The 21,174-nt window shown below is 35.5% G+C and carries 17 protein-coding genes and 1 tRNA gene; 17 read left to right on the forward strand and 1 reads right to left on the reverse strand.

What is annotated here, in order from left to right; translation table 11 throughout:
* The first annotated feature begins 58 nt into the window (after positions 1-58).
* The 11 genes from AC3WJF_RS04035 (at position 59) to yihA (ending at position 13,954) form a co-directional block, all read left to right on the forward strand.
* On the forward strand, positions 59-1,102 hold the full coding sequence (locus AC3WJF_RS04035; RefSeq protein ID WP_492449830.1) for a GerMN domain-containing protein: 1,044 nt from the start codon (positions 59-61) through the stop codon (positions 1,100-1,102).
* A gap of 152 nt (positions 1,103-1,254) precedes the next feature.
* Complete coding sequence (gene rph / locus AC3WJF_RS04040) at positions 1,255-2,007, forward strand: ribonuclease PH (RefSeq protein ID WP_492449831.1); 753 nt, start codon at positions 1,255-1,257, stop codon at positions 2,005-2,007.
* Entirely contained in the window at positions 2,000-2,617 is a 618-nt protein-coding gene (locus tag AC3WJF_RS04045) for an XTP/dITP diphosphatase (RefSeq protein WP_492449832.1), read from the forward strand. The genes rph and AC3WJF_RS04045 overlap by 8 nt, the downstream gene beginning before the upstream one ends.
* Before the next feature lie 193 nt (positions 2,618-2,810).
* Positions 2,811-3,320 carry a metallophosphoesterase gene (locus AC3WJF_RS04050; RefSeq protein WP_492449833.1) on the forward strand — a complete coding sequence of 170 codons (510 nt, stop codon included), beginning with the start codon at positions 2,811-2,813 and terminating at the stop codon, positions 3,318-3,320.
* Between the two features lie 276 nt (positions 3,321-3,596).
* Positions 3,597-3,673: transfer RNA gene (locus AC3WJF_RS04055), tRNA-Arg, on the forward strand.
* 210 nt (positions 3,674-3,883) lie between these two features.
* Entirely contained in the window at positions 3,884-4,891 is a 1,008-nt protein-coding gene (locus AC3WJF_RS04060) for a tetratricopeptide repeat protein (protein ID WP_492449834.1), read from the forward strand.
* Positions 4,892-5,062: 171 nt separating this feature from the next.
* Complete coding sequence (tig, locus tag AC3WJF_RS04065) at positions 5,063-6,349, forward strand: trigger factor (RefSeq protein ID WP_492449835.1); 1,287 nt, start codon at positions 5,063-5,065, stop codon at positions 6,347-6,349.
* Positions 6,350-7,108: 759 nt separating this feature from the next.
* On the forward strand, positions 7,109-8,371 hold the full coding sequence (clpX, locus tag AC3WJF_RS04070) for an ATP-dependent protease ATP-binding subunit ClpX (protein WP_492449837.1): 1,263 nt from the start codon (positions 7,109-7,111) through the stop codon (positions 8,369-8,371).
* A gap of 617 nt (positions 8,372-8,988) precedes the next feature.
* Positions 8,989-10,656, forward strand: a complete 1,668-nt coding sequence (lonB, locus tag AC3WJF_RS04075; protein ID WP_492449838.1) for an ATP-dependent protease LonB — start codon at positions 8,989-8,991, stop codon at positions 10,654-10,656.
* Positions 10,657-11,051: 395 nt separating this feature from the next.
* Entirely contained in the window at positions 11,052-13,376 is a 2,325-nt protein-coding gene (gene lon, locus AC3WJF_RS04080; RefSeq protein WP_492449839.1) for an endopeptidase La, read from the forward strand.
* Positions 13,373-13,954, forward strand: a complete 582-nt coding sequence (gene yihA, locus AC3WJF_RS04085; protein ID WP_492449840.1) for a ribosome biogenesis GTP-binding protein YihA/YsxC — start codon at positions 13,373-13,375, stop codon at positions 13,952-13,954. The genes lon and yihA overlap by 4 nt, the downstream gene beginning before the upstream one ends.
* Before the next feature lie 22 nt (positions 13,955-13,976).
* Here the strand turns inward: yihA and AC3WJF_RS04090 are convergent, their stop codons facing one another.
* Positions 13,977-14,453: a LiaI-LiaF-like domain-containing protein gene (locus AC3WJF_RS04090; RefSeq protein WP_492449841.1), complete on the reverse strand. Its 477-nt coding sequence runs from the start codon at positions 14,451-14,453 to the stop codon at positions 13,977-13,979.
* 298 nt (positions 14,454-14,751) lie between these two features.
* On the opposite strand from AC3WJF_RS04090, the gene hemA reads away from it, so the two are divergent.
* Genes hemA through hemL form a run of 6 tightly spaced genes read left to right on the forward strand, consistent with a single transcriptional unit; the run spans position 14,752 to position 20,961 of the window.
* Entirely contained in the window at positions 14,752-16,104 is a 1,353-nt protein-coding gene (gene hemA / locus AC3WJF_RS04095; protein ID WP_492449843.1) for a glutamyl-tRNA reductase, read from the forward strand.
* Positions 16,105-16,109: 5 nt separating this feature from the next.
* Positions 16,110-16,943, forward strand: a complete 834-nt coding sequence (ccsA, locus tag AC3WJF_RS04100; RefSeq protein WP_492449844.1) for a cytochrome c biogenesis protein CcsA — start codon at positions 16,110-16,112, stop codon at positions 16,941-16,943.
* 12 nt (positions 16,944-16,955) lie between these two features.
* Positions 16,956-17,891, forward strand: coding sequence for a hydroxymethylbilane synthase (gene hemC / locus AC3WJF_RS04105; protein ID WP_492449845.1), 936 nt, complete (start codon positions 16,956-16,958; stop codon positions 17,889-17,891).
* Positions 17,888-18,673 carry a uroporphyrinogen-III synthase gene (locus tag AC3WJF_RS04110; protein ID WP_492449846.1) on the forward strand — a complete coding sequence of 262 codons (786 nt, stop codon included), beginning with the start codon at positions 17,888-17,890 and terminating at the stop codon, positions 18,671-18,673. Before hemC ends, AC3WJF_RS04110 begins: the two co-directional genes overlap by 4 nt.
* 3 nt (positions 18,674-18,676) lie before the next feature.
* Entirely contained in the window at positions 18,677-19,654 is a 978-nt protein-coding gene (hemB, locus tag AC3WJF_RS04115) for a porphobilinogen synthase (protein WP_492449847.1), read from the forward strand.
* Positions 19,655-19,671: 17 nt separating this feature from the next.
* Positions 19,672-20,961 (forward strand): glutamate-1-semialdehyde 2,1-aminomutase, encoded by a 1,290-nt coding sequence (gene hemL, locus AC3WJF_RS04120; RefSeq protein ID WP_492449848.1) that lies wholly within the window; start codon positions 19,672-19,674, stop codon positions 20,959-20,961.
* The last annotated feature ends 213 nt before the right edge of the window (positions 20,962-21,174 follow it).

A 21,174-nucleotide genomic window follows, 5' to 3' on the forward strand; every position in this document is an offset into this window, starting at 1 on the left:
ATTCAATCGGATAGCTCGTATAAATAGTAGTACAAACTGTCGTTAGGAGGAGTACAAAATGTCTAAAAAGGTTAAGAATACCATTGCTGTTACCGTACTTGCTTCAAGCATGTATCTTTCAGGATGTGGACTGTTTAACAGCGAAAAAAAAGATCAAATTGATCCGCCACAAAAGGTTTCTTACGGAAAGCAAGAAGGAACGAAGACTAATACGAAAGTAGACGAGAATTCGGTAATGACGGAGCTATACTTAATGGACAAAAATGGCTATGTGGTTGCGCAAACACTGGCACTGCCAAATACAACAAGTGTTGCGAAACAAGCTCTTGAATATTTAGTGAAAGATGGTCCTATTGAAGAAATGCTTCCAAATGGTTTTCAAGCAATGTTGCCGGCAAATACACAAGTAGATGTCGCGATTAAAGATGGGACAGCTACTGCTGATTTTTCAAATGATTTTAAAAAATATAAAGCAGAAGATGAACAAAAAATTCTTGAGTCTATTACATGGACACTTACACAATTTAACAATGTGAAAAAAGTGGAAATCAAAGTGAATGGCTATAAGCTTTCACAAATGCCTGTTAATGGAACTCCGATTAATCCAAATGGCTTGTCTAGGAAAGATGGTATTAATCTTGATGCATCTGGAGTTGTTGATATTACTAATACTCATCCACTAACGGTCTATTACCCTGCGCAAAACAATGCTGAAGAAGTATATTATGTACCTGTGACGAAACGTATTGGAAATACGGAAAATAATGATATTAAAGCAGTTGTAAGTGCATTAGCAAATGGCCCAAATCAAAATTCCAATCTTCTTAGTGCATTTAATTCTGACGTAAAATTATTGTCAGATCCAACAGTGAAGAATGGAAATGTAACTCTTAATTTTAATGAAGAAATTATCAGCAGCTTTGAACAAAAGATAATCTCTGATGAAGTATTAAATCCATTAGTACTTTCACTAACAGAGTTACCGGACATTAAGAAGGTATCAATTGAAGTGAATGGAAACACGAAGCTGATTGATGAGAAAGGAAAGTCATTAGAAGAACCAGTAACAAGACCTGAAAAAGTTAACACAGGTAGTTTTTAATGACTATTTTTTGATATACTAAAGAATGTAACTAGAGGTCGGCTCATGCCGCCTCTTCTTTCATGTAGGCTATTTTCTTAAGTCTTGCTGCTTTTTCATCAAAAGTAGAATTAATACGAAAACAGCGCTAGTTCAAAAGGAGGTAAAAATTTTTGAGAGTAGATGGTAGAAATGCAGATCAATTACGGCCAATACATATAGAAAGCAATTATTTAATACATCCTGAAGGTTCGGTACTTATTACAGTTGGTGATACGAAAGTCATATGTAATGCTAGTATTGAAGATAGAGTTCCTCCTTTTATGAGGGGTAGTGGAAAAGGCTGGATTACTGCAGAATATTCTATGCTTCCGCGCGCCACAGAGCAAAGAAATATTCGTGAGTCTTCAAAAGGAAAAGTTTCAGGTAGAACAATGGAAATTCAACGTTTAATTGGCCGGGCATTAAGGGCTGTTGTTGATTTGGAGCAAATTGGTGAGAGGACTGTCTGGATAGACTGCGACGTGATTCAAGCCGATGGTGGAACAAGAACTGCTTCCATTACAGGTGCATTTGTCGCTATGACATCAGCACTGAACAAATTGTATGAGAGAAAAGCGATTAAAAAATTTCCTATAACAGATTATTTGGCCGCAACGAGTGTAGGAATTCTAAAAGAAACTGGGGTTGCATTAGACCTGAACTATGCAGAGGATAGTACTGCAGAAGTAGATATGAATGTTGTTATGACCGGTAATGGAAAATTTGTTGAACTACAAGGTACTGGAGAAGAGGCCACATTTTCTGCCGAGGAGCTTCAGCAATTATTAGATACTGCTCAAAAAGGGATTAAGGAATTAATCGACTATCAAAAACAAGTACTCGGTGATATTTCTTCCAAAATAGAGGGTAATATAAATGAATAAAAGTATACTGGAGAACAAACAAGTCATTATCGCAACAAAAAATATAGGAAAAGCGAAAGAATTTGAAAAACTGTTTTCTCCATATGAAATTAAGGTACTAACTTTGTTAGATTTTCCTGATGTTTCTGATATTGAAGAGACAGGAAAAACGTTTGAAGAAAATGCAATTTTAAAAGCGGAAGCAATAGCTAAGCAGTTTCAAACAATGGTTATCTCGGATGATAGCGGTCTAATCGTAGATGCATTAAATGGTAGACCAGGTATTTTCTCCGCTAGGTTTGCAGGTAGCGACAAGAATGATGAAGCAAATATTCGCAAGGTGCTTTCCGAAATGGAGCAAGTACCACTGGAGAAGCGAACTGCAAGATTTTATTGTGCTATTGCTCTAGCCATTCCTGGTGAAATAACAAGAACTGTTTCTGGCATTTGTGAAGGAGAAATATTGAGAGAGAAGCGCGGGACAAATGGTTTTGGCTATGATCCAATATTTTCTATAAAAGATAGGGGTTTAACAATGGCTGAAATACCGTCGGAAGAAAAAAATCAAATTAGTCATCGTGCTAAAGCGATTCAAAAACTTATTTCTATGATTGAAACTGTTTTCGCATAAGTTGTTGTTTTTCGCACATTGTTTAAACTTCTTTATAAGGTGTAGTTTCGGGGCATCTTTTCTTAAAGGAGATTATTATCCATTCCAAAAAAGAATGAAGAATTTCTGTTCTGGGATTTATCATTATAAACTTACTATGTTTAAGAAAAGAGCCATTATTGAAGATATACTAAATTGATTAGGATGATGGGGAATGAAGTTACTAGTGGTGAGTGATAGTCATGGATTAACAAGTGAATTAGGTGAGATAAAGAATAAATATCATAATAAAGTTGATGCTATGATCCACTGTGGAGATTCAGAATTACAGGCTGACAGTAATGAAATGCAAGGTTTTTTAAGTGTTAGGGGAAATTGTGATTATGATCGTACATTCCCTCTCGATATTAAAGAAAACATTAAAGGCAATACCATTTTTGTTACACATGGACATCATTATAATGTCAAAATGACCTTAATGAATCTTTCCTATAAAGCGAAAGAAGTGGATGCTGATTTTGTGTTCTTTGGTCATTCTCATGCACTTGGAGCTGAAATGATAGATGGAACATTATTTTTAAATCCTGGTAGTATATTTATGCCGCGAGGTCGCAAGGAAAAGACATATGCAATTGTTGAAAAAATTGACCATCAAATAACAACTAAATTTTATACAAACAATCATCAAGAACTACTTCCATTAAGACATCTATTTGTATTATAATAAAAACCTATTGCAGTAAATATTTACTGCAATAGGAAAGTTTTAATAATATTTTTCTTAAAATCTGTTGACAAACAGATGATATACAAATATAATAAAAAATGTCTTAAAGAGAATATGACATAAATTAAAATGTCCCAGTAGCTCAGCACGACCGAATACGCTACGAAGCAACACTTCAGCGTACAGATCGAGCAACATCTTGAATAATCTTTCTGAGAGCTGGACGGGATATACTTAATTTTCATTTCAAACTTTATAATTAAATATTATAATGTCCCAGTAGCTCAGCAGGATAGAGCAACAGCCTTCTAAGCTGTGGGTCGGGGGTTCGAATCCCTCCTGGGACGCCATAAACTAATACATACAAGCTTACCTTATGGTAGGCTTTTTTTGTTCCTAATAACATGTTTGTCTATCAGCTTGAGGCAGCTTTTCCGAAGCGAAAGAAGTGTAGATTGGCCAACAACGTATTGTAATTAAAATTGGATGATAGGCCTTTTTGTAAATTCCCTCATTTATATGCTACACTATTCCCGATTATGGTAAAGGCGGTAACAAAAATGAGAAAAGGTAAAAAGCTAAAAAAGAAAGAGAATATCGTTTATTTCCCAGGTCTGCCACAACGTCTTCTCTCCATGGGAATAGAACAGTTGGAAATGAAAAATTATGAGACTGCAGCAAATTTTCTTTTGCAGGCGAGAGAAATGGAAGGAAATAGTCCAGATATAGAAACCGCATTACTTGTTGCCCTTTCTGAAATGGGAAACTTCGAAGATACAAGAATATTATGCGAAGATATGCTAAAAAAAGGTATCGGGGATTATTTTGAAACAATTGATATTTATTTAATGGTATTAATTCAACTTAAAGAATATAAAAAAGTAGCGGAAACGATAAAAATCCTTATTGAAGAAAAAGAAATACCACTAGAAAAACTTAATCATTATGAAAAACTACTTCAATTTAGTGAAAAAAGGTTTGGAGTCGATACGATTAACTATCCAACTAGTCATGAAACAAAAGAGATCCTAACATCCACAAACATTCATGAACAAATACTTGCAATAGCAGGTTTAATGAATATAAACATTCAACCATACATAAAAGAATTAACAAGGTTTCTCGGTAATCGCGAGCAGCATCCTTTTGTTCAAACCATGGTTCTGAACATTCTTAAGGAACATGGATTTGAAAAAAAAATAGCTATCGAAAAATTTCATTATAAAAGTGCTATTAACCCTACTGAACTTCAGCCGTTGTTTGAAACTCCTTTTTATATAGAATTGAGAAATCAATTGCAAAAAAATATTGAACAGAAAAACCCATCTCTATATGAACAAATTAAAATAATTATGGATAAGCATTTTTTTCTCTTATATCCATTTGAGTTAGAACCAAGTAATGTAATGTTATGGATGGCTGCGTATCATTCGATGGGACAGGAGCTTTACGGGGAACAAGTCAGTCAGGAAAATATGTGTGAAAATTATCAAATAAAAGAGTCGGAATTAAGAAAATGTCTTGAATTTCTACGTATACTTGAAGAAATTTCTTTGCCTAATCTTTAGCACCGTCTTGAAACACATAAATCCTATGTTATAATGTAATGGTTGTATTGTGTATTATTCAACATAATTCTTTTTTCTATTTTAAAAATGGATAGGGTAAATCTGCGTAAGTAGCTTATCTATTGAAACTAATTATTTAACTATCAAATATAGATTGTTGGAGGGAAAGGTATGTCAGTAAAATGGGAAAAACAAGAAGGGAATCAAGTGATTCTTACTATTGAAGTTGATGTGGAAACAGTAAATAATGGATTAGATGCGGCATTCAAAAAAGTAGTAAAACAAGTGAATGTTCCTGGATTCCGTAAAGGAAAAATGCCACGTAGTTTATTTGAAAAACGTTTCGGTGTAGAATCATTATACCAAGATGCAATCGATATTATTCTTCCAGATGCATATGCCAATGCAATTGAGGAAACAGGAATTTTCCCTGTAGATCGTCCTGAGATTGATATTGAGCAAATGGAAAAAGGAAAAGAATTAATCATTAAAGCAACTGTTACTGTAAAACCTGAAGTTAAGCTTGGTGAATATAAAGGTTTAGAAGTTGAAAAATTAGACACTGAAGTGACGGATGAAGATGTTGAAAAAGAATTAAAAACTCTTCAAGAACGTCAAGCAGAACTAGTGATTAAAGAAGATGGAACAGCAGAAAACGGCGATACTGTTGTCATCGATTTTGAAGGCTTTGTAGATGGTGAAGCTTTTGAAGGTGGAAAGGCTGAAAATTATTCATTAGAGCTTGGTACTGGAAGCTTTATTCCAGGATTCGAAGAGCAATTAGTGGGAACAAAAGCGGGAGTTGAAAAAGAAGTAGAAGTAACATTCCCAGAAGAATATCATGCAGTTGAATTAGCTGGAAAACCTGCTACATTCAAAGTGACTGTTCATGAAATTAAAGGGAAAGAACTTCCTGCTTTAGATGATGAATTTGCAAAAGATGTAGACGATGAAGTAGAAACATTAGCTGATCTAAAAGAAAAAACAAAGAAAAAGCTTGTTGAAGAAAAAGAACACCAAGCAAAACATGCTTTAGAAGATGCTGTTGTTGAAAAAGCTGCAGAAAATGCAGAAATCGATGTTCCAGAAGCAATGATTAACACAGAAGTAGATCGTATGCTTCAAGAGTTCGGACAACGTCTACAAATGCAAGGAATGAATCTTGATTTATATTTCCAATTCTCAGGTCAAGACGAACAAGCTCTTCGTGCTCAAATGAAAGAAGATGCAGGCAAGCGAGTAAGAACTAATCTAACATTGGAAGCAATTGCGAATGCGGAGAACATTGAAGTTTCTGACGAAGAAGCAGAAGAAGAAATTAACAAAATGACAGAAACATATAATATGACTGCTGATGCTATTAAAAATGCAATTGGTGGCTTAGATACAGTGAAAAATGATGTAAGAATTCGTAAAGCTGTTGAGTTTCTAGTTCAAAATGCCAAAACAGCGGCATAATAATAGATCTAAAAAAATAAAAATATATTACCATAGGTAGCACACAAACAAGGCGCGAAATCAATCGTGCCTTGTTTTATAAAGTCTGTTTTCGTAAATGGCTATATATCCTAAAGTGGACTTAGTGTTGGGGCATCTTTTCTTAGAGAGTTTTTTATTCTTAATCTAATAAGAATGTTTAAAAGGTTTTTGTCCTACAAATGCAACATAGTTTATGAAAAGAGTCTTTATAAAAATAAAAATTTTTACATATGATAAATAATACCCAAAAAAAATAAAGATAAAATGGAATATAAACCATAATTTCAGGAGAGTCTGGAATAAGTAGGATTTTTACATAATCATGGCGAATAATAATTAAATAAGCTTTATCATTTCCTGTCCTACATAAAAATATGGTACAATGCAATACATAACTATTTTGCTGAATGAAGAAACAAAGTACGCTACATAAGTAAAAGTGAAAATGAAGTAAGTTGGTTTGTTTGATTCATTCGAAAAGGCTGTTTTCGTATAATTTGTTAATTTTCTTAATCTGTTTAAATTCCTAATAATGTATAGTTTCGGGACATCTTTTCTCAATAGAAAACCCCTTCTATACCTGAATGAATAAATTTATGGAATTTACGATTACAAAAACAACAAAGGTTAAGAAGAGAGCCTTAACAAAAGATTAAGTCAGAAGATCAATCATTTTTGAATGGTAAGGAAATACTAAGTAATATGCTTAAGCAGCGATAATTTAAGGGGTGAAACTCATTGTTCAAATTCAACGATGAAAAGCAACAGTTAAAGTGTTCTTTTTGTGGGAAAACGCAGGATCAGGTCCGAAAATTAGTTGCCGGTCCAGGAGTTTATATATGTGACGAATGTATTGAATTATGTACAGAAATTGTGGAAGAAGAGCTTGGGACAGAAGAAGAAGTTGAATATAAAGATATTCCAAAGCCAATGGAAATTAGAGAAATACTTAAAGAATATGTAATAGGACAGGATAAAGCAAAAAAATCATTGGCAGTTGCCGTGTATAATCATTACAAACGAATTAACTCTAATAGTAAAATTGATGATGTTGAAATTGCCAAAAGTAATATTTGTTTAATTGGACCTACAGGAAGTGGAAAAACATTACTTGCCCAAACACTTGCAAGAATTCTTAATGTGCCATTTGCCATTGCAGACGCAACATCTTTGACAGAAGCAGGATATGTTGGTGAAGATGTTGAAAACATTCTTTTAAAATTAATTCAAGCCGCTGATTATGATGTGGAAAAGGCGGAAAAAGGTATAATTTATATCGATGAAATTGATAAAATAGCGCGTAAATCTGAAAATCCATCTATTACCCGTGATGTATCAGGTGAAGGTGTTCAACAGGCGTTATTAAAAATTCTTGAAGGCACAGTTGCAAGTGTACCACCACAAGGAGGACGTAAGCATCCTCATCAAGAATTCATTCAAATCGATACAACAAATATATTATTTATTTGCGGTGGTGCATTCGATGGCATCGAGCAAATTATTAAACGTCGTTTAGGACAAAAAGTCATTGGGTTTGGCGGAGAGACGAACGAGAAAGATATCGAAGAAAAAGCATTATTAACAAAGGTTTTACCTGAAGACTTACTCCGCTTCGGACTAATTCCAGAGTTTATTGGTCGTTTGCCAATTATCGCCAGCCTAGAGCCGTTAGATGAAACTGCTTTAATTGATATTTTAACAAAGCCTAAAAATGCATTGGTGAAGCAATACAAAAAAATGCTGGATCTTGATAGTGTAGAATTGGAATTTGATGATGAAGCGTTAGCGGAGATTGCCAAAAAAGCGATTGAAAGAAAAACAGGCGCTCGTGGACTCCGTTCCATTATTGAAACAATCATGCTAGATGTTATGTTTGATTTACCATCAAGAGATGATATTAAAAAGTGCATCATTACAAAAGAAGCAGTTCTTAACAATGAACCTCCAAAGCTTGTGTTGGAAGACGGTACTGTCATGTTAGGAAATGAAAAATCTGCTTAACTAATAAAAAAACCTAGCCAGGACTAATATCTTGACTAGGTTTTTTTATTGTTTAGGAAATTATAAAATTTAGTAATGTGTATTACTCCATCTCCTCCCTACGATAAGTTAACAACAGGTTAAATTGGGAGTACAAATTTCACTTGGTAAAATTAAACTTCGAATTTCACTTGGTAAAATTAAACTTCGAATTTTACTCGGTGAAAATGGTAGTGCTATTTTCAATAGCTCGTGAACTACTTCAGCACGGTTTCCTTTATCTTTCGTCGAAGACTGCGGAATCCATACGCCGATGGGCAAGACGCCCCGCGCATTTGTTCTTTTTTATGACAAAATTTAACCAACAAAAAATGGTTTATTCCCTTAAACTCACGGAGATACTAGCATATATACATTTCTTTCAGTTGAGCTGTTTTCTTCTAAATTGTTGCTTTTCATGCTTTGTTTATATTCTTAATTTGGTTTAGTTTTCGGGGCATCTTTTCTTAAAAAGAATACCCATTCTAAATCTGAAGGAAAAATTTATGAGTTTACGCTTACAAAAACAACAAAGTTTAAGAAAAGAGCATTTAGTTGTACATACGTTAACTGGAAATTCGCGTCTTGGAGGGAGTACAATGAGTTGGACTGGAATAGCTTTATTAATTCAATTATTTTTTGGGATTATTATCGGACTGTATTTCTGGAACCTATTAAAAAGTCAAAAAACACAGAAAATATCCATTGATAGAGAATCAAGAAAAGAAATGGACCAACTTCGCAAACTCCGTTCCATTTCATTAACCGAACCATTAGCGGAACGTGTAAGACCATCTACATTCGATGATATTGTCGGTCAAGAAGATGGTATTAAAGCACTTAAAGCAGCTTTATGTGGCCCAAATCCTCAACATGTTATTATTTATGGACCACCGGGAGTTGGAAAAACAGCTGCAGCACGTCTTGTATTACAAGAAGCTAAGAAAAATCAAAAATCTCCATTTAAACAAAGTTCAGTATTTGTCGAGTTAGACGCAACCACTGCACGATTTGATGAACGTGGAATCGCGGATCCATTAATTGGATCTGTCCATGATCCAATATACCAAGGTGCTGGGGCAATGGGGCAAGCTGGTATTCCACAACCAAAACAAGGGGCAGTAACAAATGCCCATGGTGGAGTTTTATTTATTGACGAAATTGGTGAATTACACCCCATACAAATGAATAAATTATTAAAAGTTCTAGAAGATAGGAAAGTATTTCTTGATAGTGCTTATTATAATGCCGAAAATACGCAAATTCCTTCACATATTCATGATATTTTTCAGAATGGATTACCTGCTGATTTTCGTTTGATTGGTGCAACCACGAGAACTCCAAATGAAATACCACCTGCTATTCGCTCACGATGTATGGAGGTTTTTTTCAGGGAACTTGACCAAGAAGAAATAACAAAAGTAGCGATTAAAGCAGCTATGAAAGTAAACATTTCTATTTCTGAAAAAGGTCTTGGCATTTTATCGTCCTATGCTAGAAATGGAAGAGAAGCAGTAAATATGGTTCAAATTGCAGCTGGAATAGCGATTCAAGAAGAAAGAATGCATATATTAGACGAGGATATTGAATGGGTCATCCAGTCAAGTCAGCTTACTCCAAGATTAGAAAGAAGAATTAGTGAATATTCAAAGGTTGGTTTAATTAATGGGTTAGCGGTAACTGGCCCTAATAGTGGTATCCTTCTTGAAATAGAAGTCACTGTGATTCCCGCAAAAGACAAGGGAAGTATTAATATTACCGGAATCGTCGAAGAAGAAAGTATTGGAGGACAAGGAAAACAAATAAGAAGAAAGAGTATGGCAAGAGGATCCATTGAAAATGTAATAACTGTGTTAAAAACAATGGGGGTACCAGCCGATCAATATGATATTCATGTTAATTTTCCTGGTGGCATCCCAATCGATGGACCATCTGCAGGGATCGCAATGGCTACAGGGATATATTCAGCCATTTACAAAATTCCAGTTTATAACTCGGTAGCAATGACAGGTGAAATTTCTATTCATGGTAATGTAAAACCAATTGGAGGGGTAGTGGCGAAGGTGAAAGCAGCTAGACAAGCTGGAGCTAAAACGGTCATTATTCCTGCAGAAAACATGCAATCTATATTTCAAGAAATGGAGGGAATTAAAGTTATACCGGTAACTCAATTAGAAGAAGTTTTAAATGAAGCATTAATGGATCGCTTCGAAAAAGAGTCCGCCTTTACCCCCTCTCTTGAACAAATGGGCAAAAAAAGTGTATAAAGAACAATTCATATTATGAATTGTTTAGGAAAATCGGCCGTAGTTGCCGATTTTTTTCATAAATTCTGCTATAAATAAAATACTAATAAAGTGATATGTATTTCCTCGATTTAAAACATTCTAGTAAATGGACACGTGCTAGTAAATGCGATAGAATTGTTAAAAGATTCACTAGGTAGGTTTTTTTCTTAAACTTGGTAGCTTTTTGTAGATGATTACCGTATATACAACCTTATTTGGGATAAGAATGATTATCCTTTTTAAGAAAAGATACCCCGAAACTTTGTCTACATAAGGATTTATTACTGTTTTCGAAAAGAAACAACTTATACGAAAATTAGAATCAGGAACAAACACTTCCTGATAAAAGTATCACTTTTTTGGAGGTGCACGATTTGACAAAGAAAAAAGAACACACGGTTCCTCTTCTGCCACTTAGGGGATTGCTAGTGTACCCAACAATGGTTCTTCATTTGGATGTCGGCCGTGATCATTCGGTTCAGGCATTAGAAGAGGCTATGTTGAATGATCATTTAATTTTTTTGACAACACAAAAAGATGAAACTATAGATGAGCCGAAACAAGACGACCTTTTCCAAATAGGTACATTAACGAAAGTTAAACAAATGCTGAAATTACCTAATGGAACGATTCGTGTTTTAGTAGAGGGACTAGATAGGGCGAAAATTAAAAAGTTTTTTGATCTAGATCGTTATTTTGCAGTTTCATTAGAAATTCTAAAACAGTCTGAAGAAAAAGATGCTGAAATAGAGGCATTAACAAGAACACTACTTGATTACTTCGAACAATACATAAAATTATCGAAAAAAATTTCTGCAGAAACATTTGCGACTGTGAATGATATTGAGGAACCTGGAAGGATGGCTGACATTATTGCATCACATCTTCCATTAAAGCTTTCTCAGAAACAAATGATCTTAGAAACGATAGATATAAAAGAAAGATTAACTATCGTCATTCAAATCATTAATAATGAGAAAGAAGTTCTCAACCTTGAAAAGCGAATTGGACAAAGAGTGAAAAAGTCCATGGAGCGCACACAAAAGGAATATTACTTACGAGAACAAATGAAAGCAATCCAGAAAGAACTTGGAGATAAAGAAGGAAAGACAGGTGAAGTCGCTGATTTAACGGAAAGAATCGAAAAATCAGGAATGCCTGAACATGTAAAAAAAGCGGCATTAAAAGAACTAGATAGGTATGAAAAGGTGCCTTCCAGTTCAGCGGAAAGCTCGGTTATTCGCAATTATTTGGAATGGTTAATTGCATTGCCTTGGGACAAAGCCACAGAAGATGACCTTAATATTTCTAAAGCTGAAAATATATTGAATCGCGAGCATTACGGATTGGAAAAGGTAAAAGAACGTGTGTTAGAATATTTAGCTGTTCAAAAGCTGACACAATCTCTTCGTGGACCGATTCTTTGTCTTGCCGGACCTCCAGGTGTAGGAAAGACAAGTTTGGCAAGGTCAATAGCAGAGTCACTAGGTCGGAATTTTGTCCGTATTTCTCTCGGTGGTGTGAGAGATGAATCAGAGATCCGTGGTCATCGTAGAACGTATGTTGGTGCAATGCCAGGAAGAATTATTCAAGGAATGAAAAAGGCCGGTACGATTAATCCAGTTTTTTTATTAGATGAGATAGATAAAATGTCCAACGATTTCCGGGGAGATCCATCTGCAGCGATGCTTGAAGTATTAGATCCAGAACAAAATCATAGCTATAGTGATCATTATATTGAAGAAACTTACGACCTATCAAAGGTAATGTTCATTACAACAGCAAATGATTTGGGTTCTATACCAGGTCCATTAAGAGATCGAATGGAAATTATCTCGATTGCTGGCTATACGGAATTAGAAAAAATTCATATTGCAAAAGACCATCTTCTCCCAAAGCAAATGAAGGAGCATGGGTTAACAAGAGGACAACTACAAATTCGTGATGAGAGTATTCAAACGATCGTTCGATATTATACTAGGGAAGCAGGGGTCCGCAGTCTTGAAAGAGAAATAGCGACAATATGCCGAAAAACTGTTAAAATAATCGTTTCAACTGAGCGTAAGCGCGTAATTATTTCGGACAAAAATCTGGAAGAATTTCTTGGAAAGAAGAGGTTCCGTTACGGGCAAGCAGAGCTTGAAGATCAAATTGGTGTCGCAACAGGATTAGCATATACTACGGTTGGCGGAGATACATTACAAATTGAAGTATCGTTGTCTCCCGGAAAAGGGAAGCTTGTATTAACAGGGAAATTAGGGGATGTCATGAAAGAATCAGCACAAACGGCATTTAGTTTTGTAAGATCAAAGGCGAAGGAATTAAAGCTAGAGGAAAACTTTCATGAGCAATATGATATTCATATTCATGTTCCAGAAGGCGCAGTTCCAAAGGATGGCCCATCCGCTGGTATTACTATCGCAACAGCACTAGTCTCTGCCTTAACAGGAAGAGCGATTCGCAAAGAAGTGGGCATGACTGGGGAAATTACATTGCGAGGCCGTGTTTTGCCAATTGGCGGTTTAAAAGAAAAAACATTAAGTGCACACCGAGCTGGATTAACGAAGATTATCATTCCAAAAGATAATGAGAAGGATATAGATGATATTCCGGAAAGTGTTCGAAATGATTTGGAATTTTTCCCCGTTTCCCATACAGATGAAGTATTAAAAATTGCTCTTGTAGGTGACGGAAAATGAAAGTAAATAATGCTGAAATTGTAATAAGTGCAGTAAAACCGGAACAATATCCGGATAGCGTGTTGCCTGAATTTGCACTGGCAGGTAGATCAAATGTTGGAAAATCTTCTTTTATTAATAAAATGTTAAATCGGAAAGCTTTAGCCAGGATATCGTCAAAGCCAGGAAAAACTCAAACACTCAATTTTTATATTATTGAAGACGCCCTTCACTTTGTCGATGTTCCCGGTTACGGATATGCAAAGGTTTCGAAAACGGAACGTGCTGCATGGGGGAAAATGATTGAGACATATATCACGACGAGAAAGCAACTCAGAGCAGTTGTGCTCATAGTCGACTTACGACATCCACCAACTGCTGATGATCGAATGATGTATGATTTTTTAAAGCATTATCAAATTCCGTGTATTGTGATTGCAACAAAAGCGGATAAAATTCCTAAGGGAAAATGGCAAAAGCATCTGAAAATAACGAAGGAGACCCTTCAATTTGATCCTCAGGATGAAATCATTATATTTTCATCTGAAACTGGTGAAGGAAAAGATGCTGCTTGGAAGGCATTAACGAAGAAGATGTAGAAAAACCCAGCAATTGCTGGGTTTATTTTTTCTTAAAAAGTAATACTATTCCTATTACGATTAATGCTATAGGACTATACTTCCAAACCGTGTTCACACGTAATAATCCTAGCGTATTGGTTAATTTATCATAGAAAAGAAGAATAATAGAGAGAATTAGAAACAAAAGACCTTGGAAAAGTCCGTTTCGCCCTTTTTGATATTGTAACAAAAAACCTAATGAAATTATTAAGAGGAATATCCCTATATTATTTGGCCAAATGGCAAGCTTATGTACAACATGAAAATGGAATCCGAAGCCAGTAAAAATAACACCAGGCAAAATAGCCTCATAATTTTTCCCTCTATAGCCTTGAACCAAAAATGCAATGCCAACTATCATAAAAAGTGTCGGCCAAGTGAGAAAATCTTTAAATAATTGTATGTGATTTTGTGAAAGATAATAATATAATCCGAAGCCTATTAAAATAATTCCTGCAAATACTTTTTGATTTTTCATACAAATCCTACTTTCGACGACTATGCTTGATTATCATGGATTTTTTTGATACTGTACTTAAGGAAACTTATTTTGAAATTTACATTCGTCTAGTTTTAGCGCCTATCGGCTAGCGTATTAGCAAGTCGTTTGGACTTTTCTTATTATGATAACATAGTATTCATTTTCTTTTCACATTTTTTAAAAGCAATGAATTTTGTACATGTTATAATAGTAATGGAATTTATCTAAATGAATCGAATGGATTAATTATTATATATTTTTTGGAATGATTGATGTATCGGGGGGTCACTTAATTATGTACATCATAGCTGTTGGGTTAAATTATAAAACAGCCCCTGTGGAAATTCGTGAACGACTTTCCTTCAATGAAGATGATCTACAGTCAGCAATGGCAGCATTAAAAGAGAAAAAAAGCATTTTAGAGAATGTCATTGTTTCTACATGTAATCGCACGGAAGTATATGCAGTAGTCGATCAGCTTCATACAGGACGTTATTATATTAAAGATTTCTTATCTGAATGGTTTCAAATTGAAAAGGATGAGTTTTCACCATATTTATTTATCTACGAACAAGATGGCGCTGTGGAACATTTATTTAAAGTAATTTGCGGCTTAAATTCGATGGTATTAGGTGAAACACAAATTCTTGGACAAGTACGAAATAGCTTTTTTACTGGACAAAAGGTCGGCGCAACCGGAACAGTGTTCAACCATTTATTTAAACAAGCAATAACACTTGCAAAAAAAGGCCATTCTGAAACGGAAATTGCCTCTAATGCTGTTTCTGTTAGTTATGCTGCTGTCGAGCTTGCAAAAAAAATATTTGGGAATCTAAAAGACAAGCATGTACTCATTGTTGGAGCAGGTAAAATGGGACAGCTTGCAATTGAAAATCTTCATGGAAGCGGGGCGACAAAGGTTACAGTTATAAATAGAACCTTTGCAAAAGCAAAAACCTTAGCGGACCGTTTTGAAGGTACTGCAAAAACATTGCAAGAAATGCAATGTGCATTAGTGGAAGCGGATATATTAATAAGTTCAACTGGTTCAAAAGACTATGTTATTTCAAAAGAGCTGATTGAATCCGTTAATAAAATACGCAAAAATAAACCATTATTTATGGTAGATATCGCCGTTCCAAGAGATATTGACCCACAAATCTCCGAATTAGAAAATATTTTTCTATACGATATTGACGATTTAGAAGGCATTGTGGAAGCAAATCTTGCGGAACGAAAAAAAGCTGCTGACAGAATTATGATGATGATTGAAGAGGAAATTGTAGAATTTAATGAGTGGGTTAATATGCTAGGTGTTGTACCTGTTATAACAGCATTAAGAGAAAAAGCATTGGCAATCCAAGCCGAAACGATGAAAAGCATTGAACGAAAAATGCCTAATCTAACCGATCGGGATCGTAAAATATTGAGTAAGCATACGAAAAGTATTGTGAATCAATTATTAAAAGACCCTGTTTCGCAAGCAAAAGAAATCGCTTCAGAATCAAATGCCAGCGAGCAGCTTGAATTATTTAAAAGAATATTTAATATTGGGGAACCGACAACTGAAACAGAAAATACGATACTAGTTGAAAAGACAAGCTTTGCCGTGAACCAACATCCTTCACCAGCTATCTTAGAAAGGTGAAAGCTATGTTTGAAATCATAATGTCTAGACTGCATGAAGGGATGATTGTTCTTTATGCTGTTAGTATCTTACTTTACTTTATAGATTTTTTACAACAAAATCGGAAGGCAAATAAGTTTGCCTTCTGGTTACTTGCAATTGTTTGGGTTCTTCAAACAATTTTTTTGTTTCTTTATATGATACATACAAAACGCTTTCCAGTCCTCACGATTTTTGAAGGACTTTATTTCTATGCATGGGTTCTATTAACGTTGTCACTCGTCATTAACCGAATGTTACGTGTCGATTTTACTGTTTTCTTTATCAATATCATTGGGTTTATCATTATGGCCATTCATACCTTTGCACCGATCCAAATGCCTTCAGAAACAATGAGTGAAAAGCTTGTTTCGGAGCTATTGTTCATTCATATTACAATGGCGATTTTTTCATACGTAGCATTCTCTCTCTCATTTGTATTTTCATTGTTATATTTATTACAATATAAACTTTTGAAAGAGAAGAAGTGGGGGCACAGGTTATGGCGCTTAAACGATCTGGCAAAACTAGAGAAAATGTCCTATGTATTGAATTTAATTGGAGTACCGATGTTATTATTAAGTTTAATTTTAGGCCTGCAATGGGCGTTAATAAAAGTACAACATTTTCATTGGTATGATTCAAAAATTATCGGCTCCTTTATTCTACTAATCATTTACAGCATGATTATCTATTTTCGGGAAAGAAAAAATATGTTTGGCAAAAACTTAGCATATTTAAATGTTGCGGCGTTTTTAATTGTACTTATCAACTTTTTTTTAATTAGCAGATTATCAGCTTTTCATTTTTGGTATTCATAGGGAGGAATATTCGTGAGAAAGATTATTATTGGATCAAGGCGCAGTAAGCTTGCTGTTACTCAAACTAATTGGGTTGCAGAGCAATTGAAAAAGCTAGGAGTACCTTTTGAATTTGAAATAAAAGAAATCGTCACAAAAGGTGATCAAATACTAGATGTGACGCTTTCAAAGGTTGGAGGAAAAGGGCTATTTGTAAAGGAAATTGAACAGGCGATGTTAAATAAGGATATCGATATGGCCGTACATAGTATGAAGGATATGCCGGCAGTTCTGCCTGATGGTCTAACAATAGGCTGTATTCCGGAGCGAGAGGATCATCGTGATGCTCTTATTTCGAAAGATTATATGACTTTAAGAGATTTACCTAAGGGTGCGGTAATAGGAACAAGCAGCTTACGTAGAGGAGCGCAAATTTTAGCAGAGCGGCCAGATCTTGAAATTAAGTGGATACGTGGAAATATTGATACACGTCTAGAAAAGCTAAAAACAGATGATTATGATGCGATTATATTAGCTGCAGCAGGCTTATCAAGAATGGGTTGGTCGAGTGACGTCGTAACGGAATACTTAGAACCGGAAATTTGTTTGCCAGCTGTTGGTCAAGGTGCACTTTCGATTGAATGCCGTGCTGATGATCATGAACTACTAGAACAATTAGCAAAATTAACTTCACAAGAAACTGCTGTAACAGTAACTGCTGAACGTGCTTTCCTTCATAAAATAGAGGGAGGCTGCCAAGTACCTGTTGCAGGGTTTGCTAAGCTTAAGGATGATGGGAATATTTCCTTAACTGGTTTGGTTGCTTCCCCGGACGGAAAAACAATCTATAAAGAAACCGTTAGCGGCCAAGATCCACAGAAATTGGGAGAACAAGTAGCCAACCTATTAATTGAACAAGGTGCGAAACAACTAATTGATCAAGTAAAGCAGGAGCTTGATCAATCATGACCTCTTTTTTGCCGCTAGAAGGGAAAACTATTTTTATACCTCGCAGCGGTAAAAAAGGAGAGGCACTTTGCGAAAAGATAATGTCATTAGGGGGGAAGCCTTACTTAGTTCCCCTTATTGATTTTACTATTGGTAAAGATTCTCGAGAACATGAATTCATAAATAGAATACACCAGTATGATTGGATTATTTTTACTAGCCAGACTGGAGTAAAGTTCTTTTTTCAACAGCTTGGTAAACATAATATAGAGTTATCTCGAAAAACAAAAATTGCAGCAGTTGGAGATAAAACGAAAGAGGCAATTGAACAACAATCTTTAAAAGTTTCTTTTGTTCCTAACTTTTTTTCTGCGGATGATTTTGCAAAAGAATTTGCCGATAATGGCATTCAGCCAAAAAGGGTATTAATTCCTAAAGGCAATCTTGCCAGAGATATTATTGCTAAGTCATTAGAAGCAAAAAAATGGTTGGTTGATGAGTGGATTGTATATGATACGATCTTTCCTGTTGAAAGCAAGCAAAAATTGGCATATTTACTTAAAAATATTCATCTAGATTACGGATTGTTTACAAGTCCATCAACCGTTCACCATTTTATGGAAGTTGCGCGAGATCCCCGCATTGAAAAAAAGGCTAAAATGATAGAGTTCATTAGTATTGGTCCAGTAACTAATAAAGCAATAGAGGGTTATGGATGGAGGGTTTCAGCAAGTCCGCAAAAATATACGGTTGATGATATGCTTGATTGTTTGTGTAAATTAAACATGAAACGGGAGGAATAATAAATGAAAGACTTGCAGTTTAAACGACATAGAAGACTTCGCAGCTCAGCAAATATGAGAGCACTTGTCCGCGAAACACATTTGCATGTAGAAGATTTTATTTATCCTATCTTTGTAGTAGAAGGAGAAAATATTAAGAAGGAAGTACCTTCCATGCCAGGAGTGGATCAAATTTCATTAGACAACTTAAAAGCAGAAATGGATGAAGTTGTAACCCTTGGAATCAAATCCGTTCTTTTATTCGGTATTCCAGTTGAGAAGGATGAAGTAGGAACACAAGCTTTTCATAATCACGGTATTGTGCAAGAGGCTACCCGTATTATTAAAGAACATTATCCCGAGGTAATCGTGGTTGCTGATACATGCTTATGTGAATATACAGACCATGGACATTGTGGTGTCATTGAGGGCGGGAAAATATTAAATGATCCAAGTCTTGATTTACTTGCAAAAACGGCAGTAAGCCAAGCGCAAGCTGGTGCTGATATAATTGCTCCATCAAACATGATGGATGGCTTTGTAGCTGCTATTCGAAAAGGTTTAGATGAAGCTGGATTTGAAGATATTCCAATTATGTCGTATGCAGTAAAATTTGCATCTGCATTCTACGGTCCTTTCCGTGATGCAGCAGGTAGTACTCCGCAATTTGGGGACAGAAAAACGTATCAAATGGATCCTGCTAACCGTTTAGAAGCATTAAGAGAGGCACACTCTGATGTAGAGGAAGGCGCTGATTTTCTTATTGTGAAGCCAACATTATCTTATTTAGATATTGTGCGTGATGTGAGAAACGAATTTAACTTGCCTGTCGTGGGCTATAATGTTAGTGGAGAGTACTCTATGGTAAAGGGTGCTGCACTAAATGGCTGGGTTGACGAAAAAACAATTGTGCTAGAAATGCTTACGAGCATGAAACGTGCCGGCTGTGATTTGATTATTACCTATTTTGCTAAAGATGCTGCACGTTGGCTTGCAGAATAAGAGAAGGGGTGTTTTTAATGCGTTCATTTGAAAACTCTAAAAAGGCATATAAAGAGGCAGTTACACTAATGCCTGGCGGTGTAAACAGTCCTGTTCGCGCTTTTAAATCCGTAAAAATGGATCCTATTTTTATGGAACGAGGAAAAGGATCGAAAATTTATGATATTGATGGAAATGAGTATATTGATTATGTATTATCCTGGGGGCCATTAATTTTAGGTCATGCTAACGATCATGTTGTCGAAGCTTTGAAGAAAGTAACCGAAAATGGTACAAGCTTTGGTGCACCAACATTATTAGAAAATAAACTTGCACGACTTGTTCAAGATCGTGTTCCGTCCATTGAAATCGTAAGGATGGTATCTTCTGGTACAGAAGCAACCATGAGTGCTCTAAGATTAGCTCGCGGTTACACAGGTCGAAATAAAATAATTAAATTCGAAGGATCGTATCATGGACATGGTGATTCCTTATTAATTAAGGCAGGTTCTGGTGTCGCTACACTTGGATTGCCTGATAGCCCAGGTGTACCAGAAGGTATTGCTAGCAATACAATTGCAGTTCCTTATAATGATCTAGAATCCGTTCGTGCAGCCTTTCAACAATTTGGTGAAGATATTGCATGTATTATTGTTGAGCCTGTAGCTGGGAATATGGGGGTAGTTCCTCCACAACCTGGATTTTTAGAGGGATTGCGTGAAGTTACTACTCAATATGGAGCTTTATTAATCTTTGATGAAGTTATGACAGGATTCCGTGTAGATTACAACTGTGCACAAGGTTATTTTGGAGTGACTCCAGACTTAACTTGTTTAGGCAAGGTAATTGGTGGCGGTCTTCCGGTTGGTGCCTTCGGTGGAAAAGCTGAAATTATGGAGAAAATTGCGCCAAGTGGTCCAATTTATCAAGCTGGTACATTGTCAGGAAATCCACTCGCAATGACAGCAGGTTACGAAACCTTAATTCAGTTAACACCTGATTCCTATAAAGATTTTATTAGAAAAGCGGATAAGCTTGAAGAAGGATTACATAAAGCTGCACTAAAATATGAAATTCCTCATACGATTAACCGTGCAGGCTCTATGATTGGAATCTTTTTAACAAACGAAAATGTAATCAATTATGATACAGCTAAAACATCCGATCTAGATTTATTTGCAGCATATTACAGAGAAATGGCCGGGAATGGTGTGTTTCTGCCACCATCACAATTTGAAGGTCTATTTCTGTCTACATCACATACAGATGAAGATATTGAAAAAACGATCGCTGCAGCCGAGAAAACTTTTAGCATCATTCGAGGATAAATATAGATACTGTATTGAAACCACAACTAATGTTGTGGTTTTTTTGTGTTTGAGGAAATTATAAAATTTCACACTTCCCTACGCTAGAGCTGCGCCGCCCCGCATTTGTTCTCAAGTAATAATATTTAAAATCCATGAATATTTTTTCAATAGGCTGTTTACCTACAATTTATTGCTTTTCGTAATTTGTTTTAAATCTTAATCTAGACTCAG

It is taken from the genome of Heyndrickxia sp. FW510-T9, from assembly GCF_058781025.1.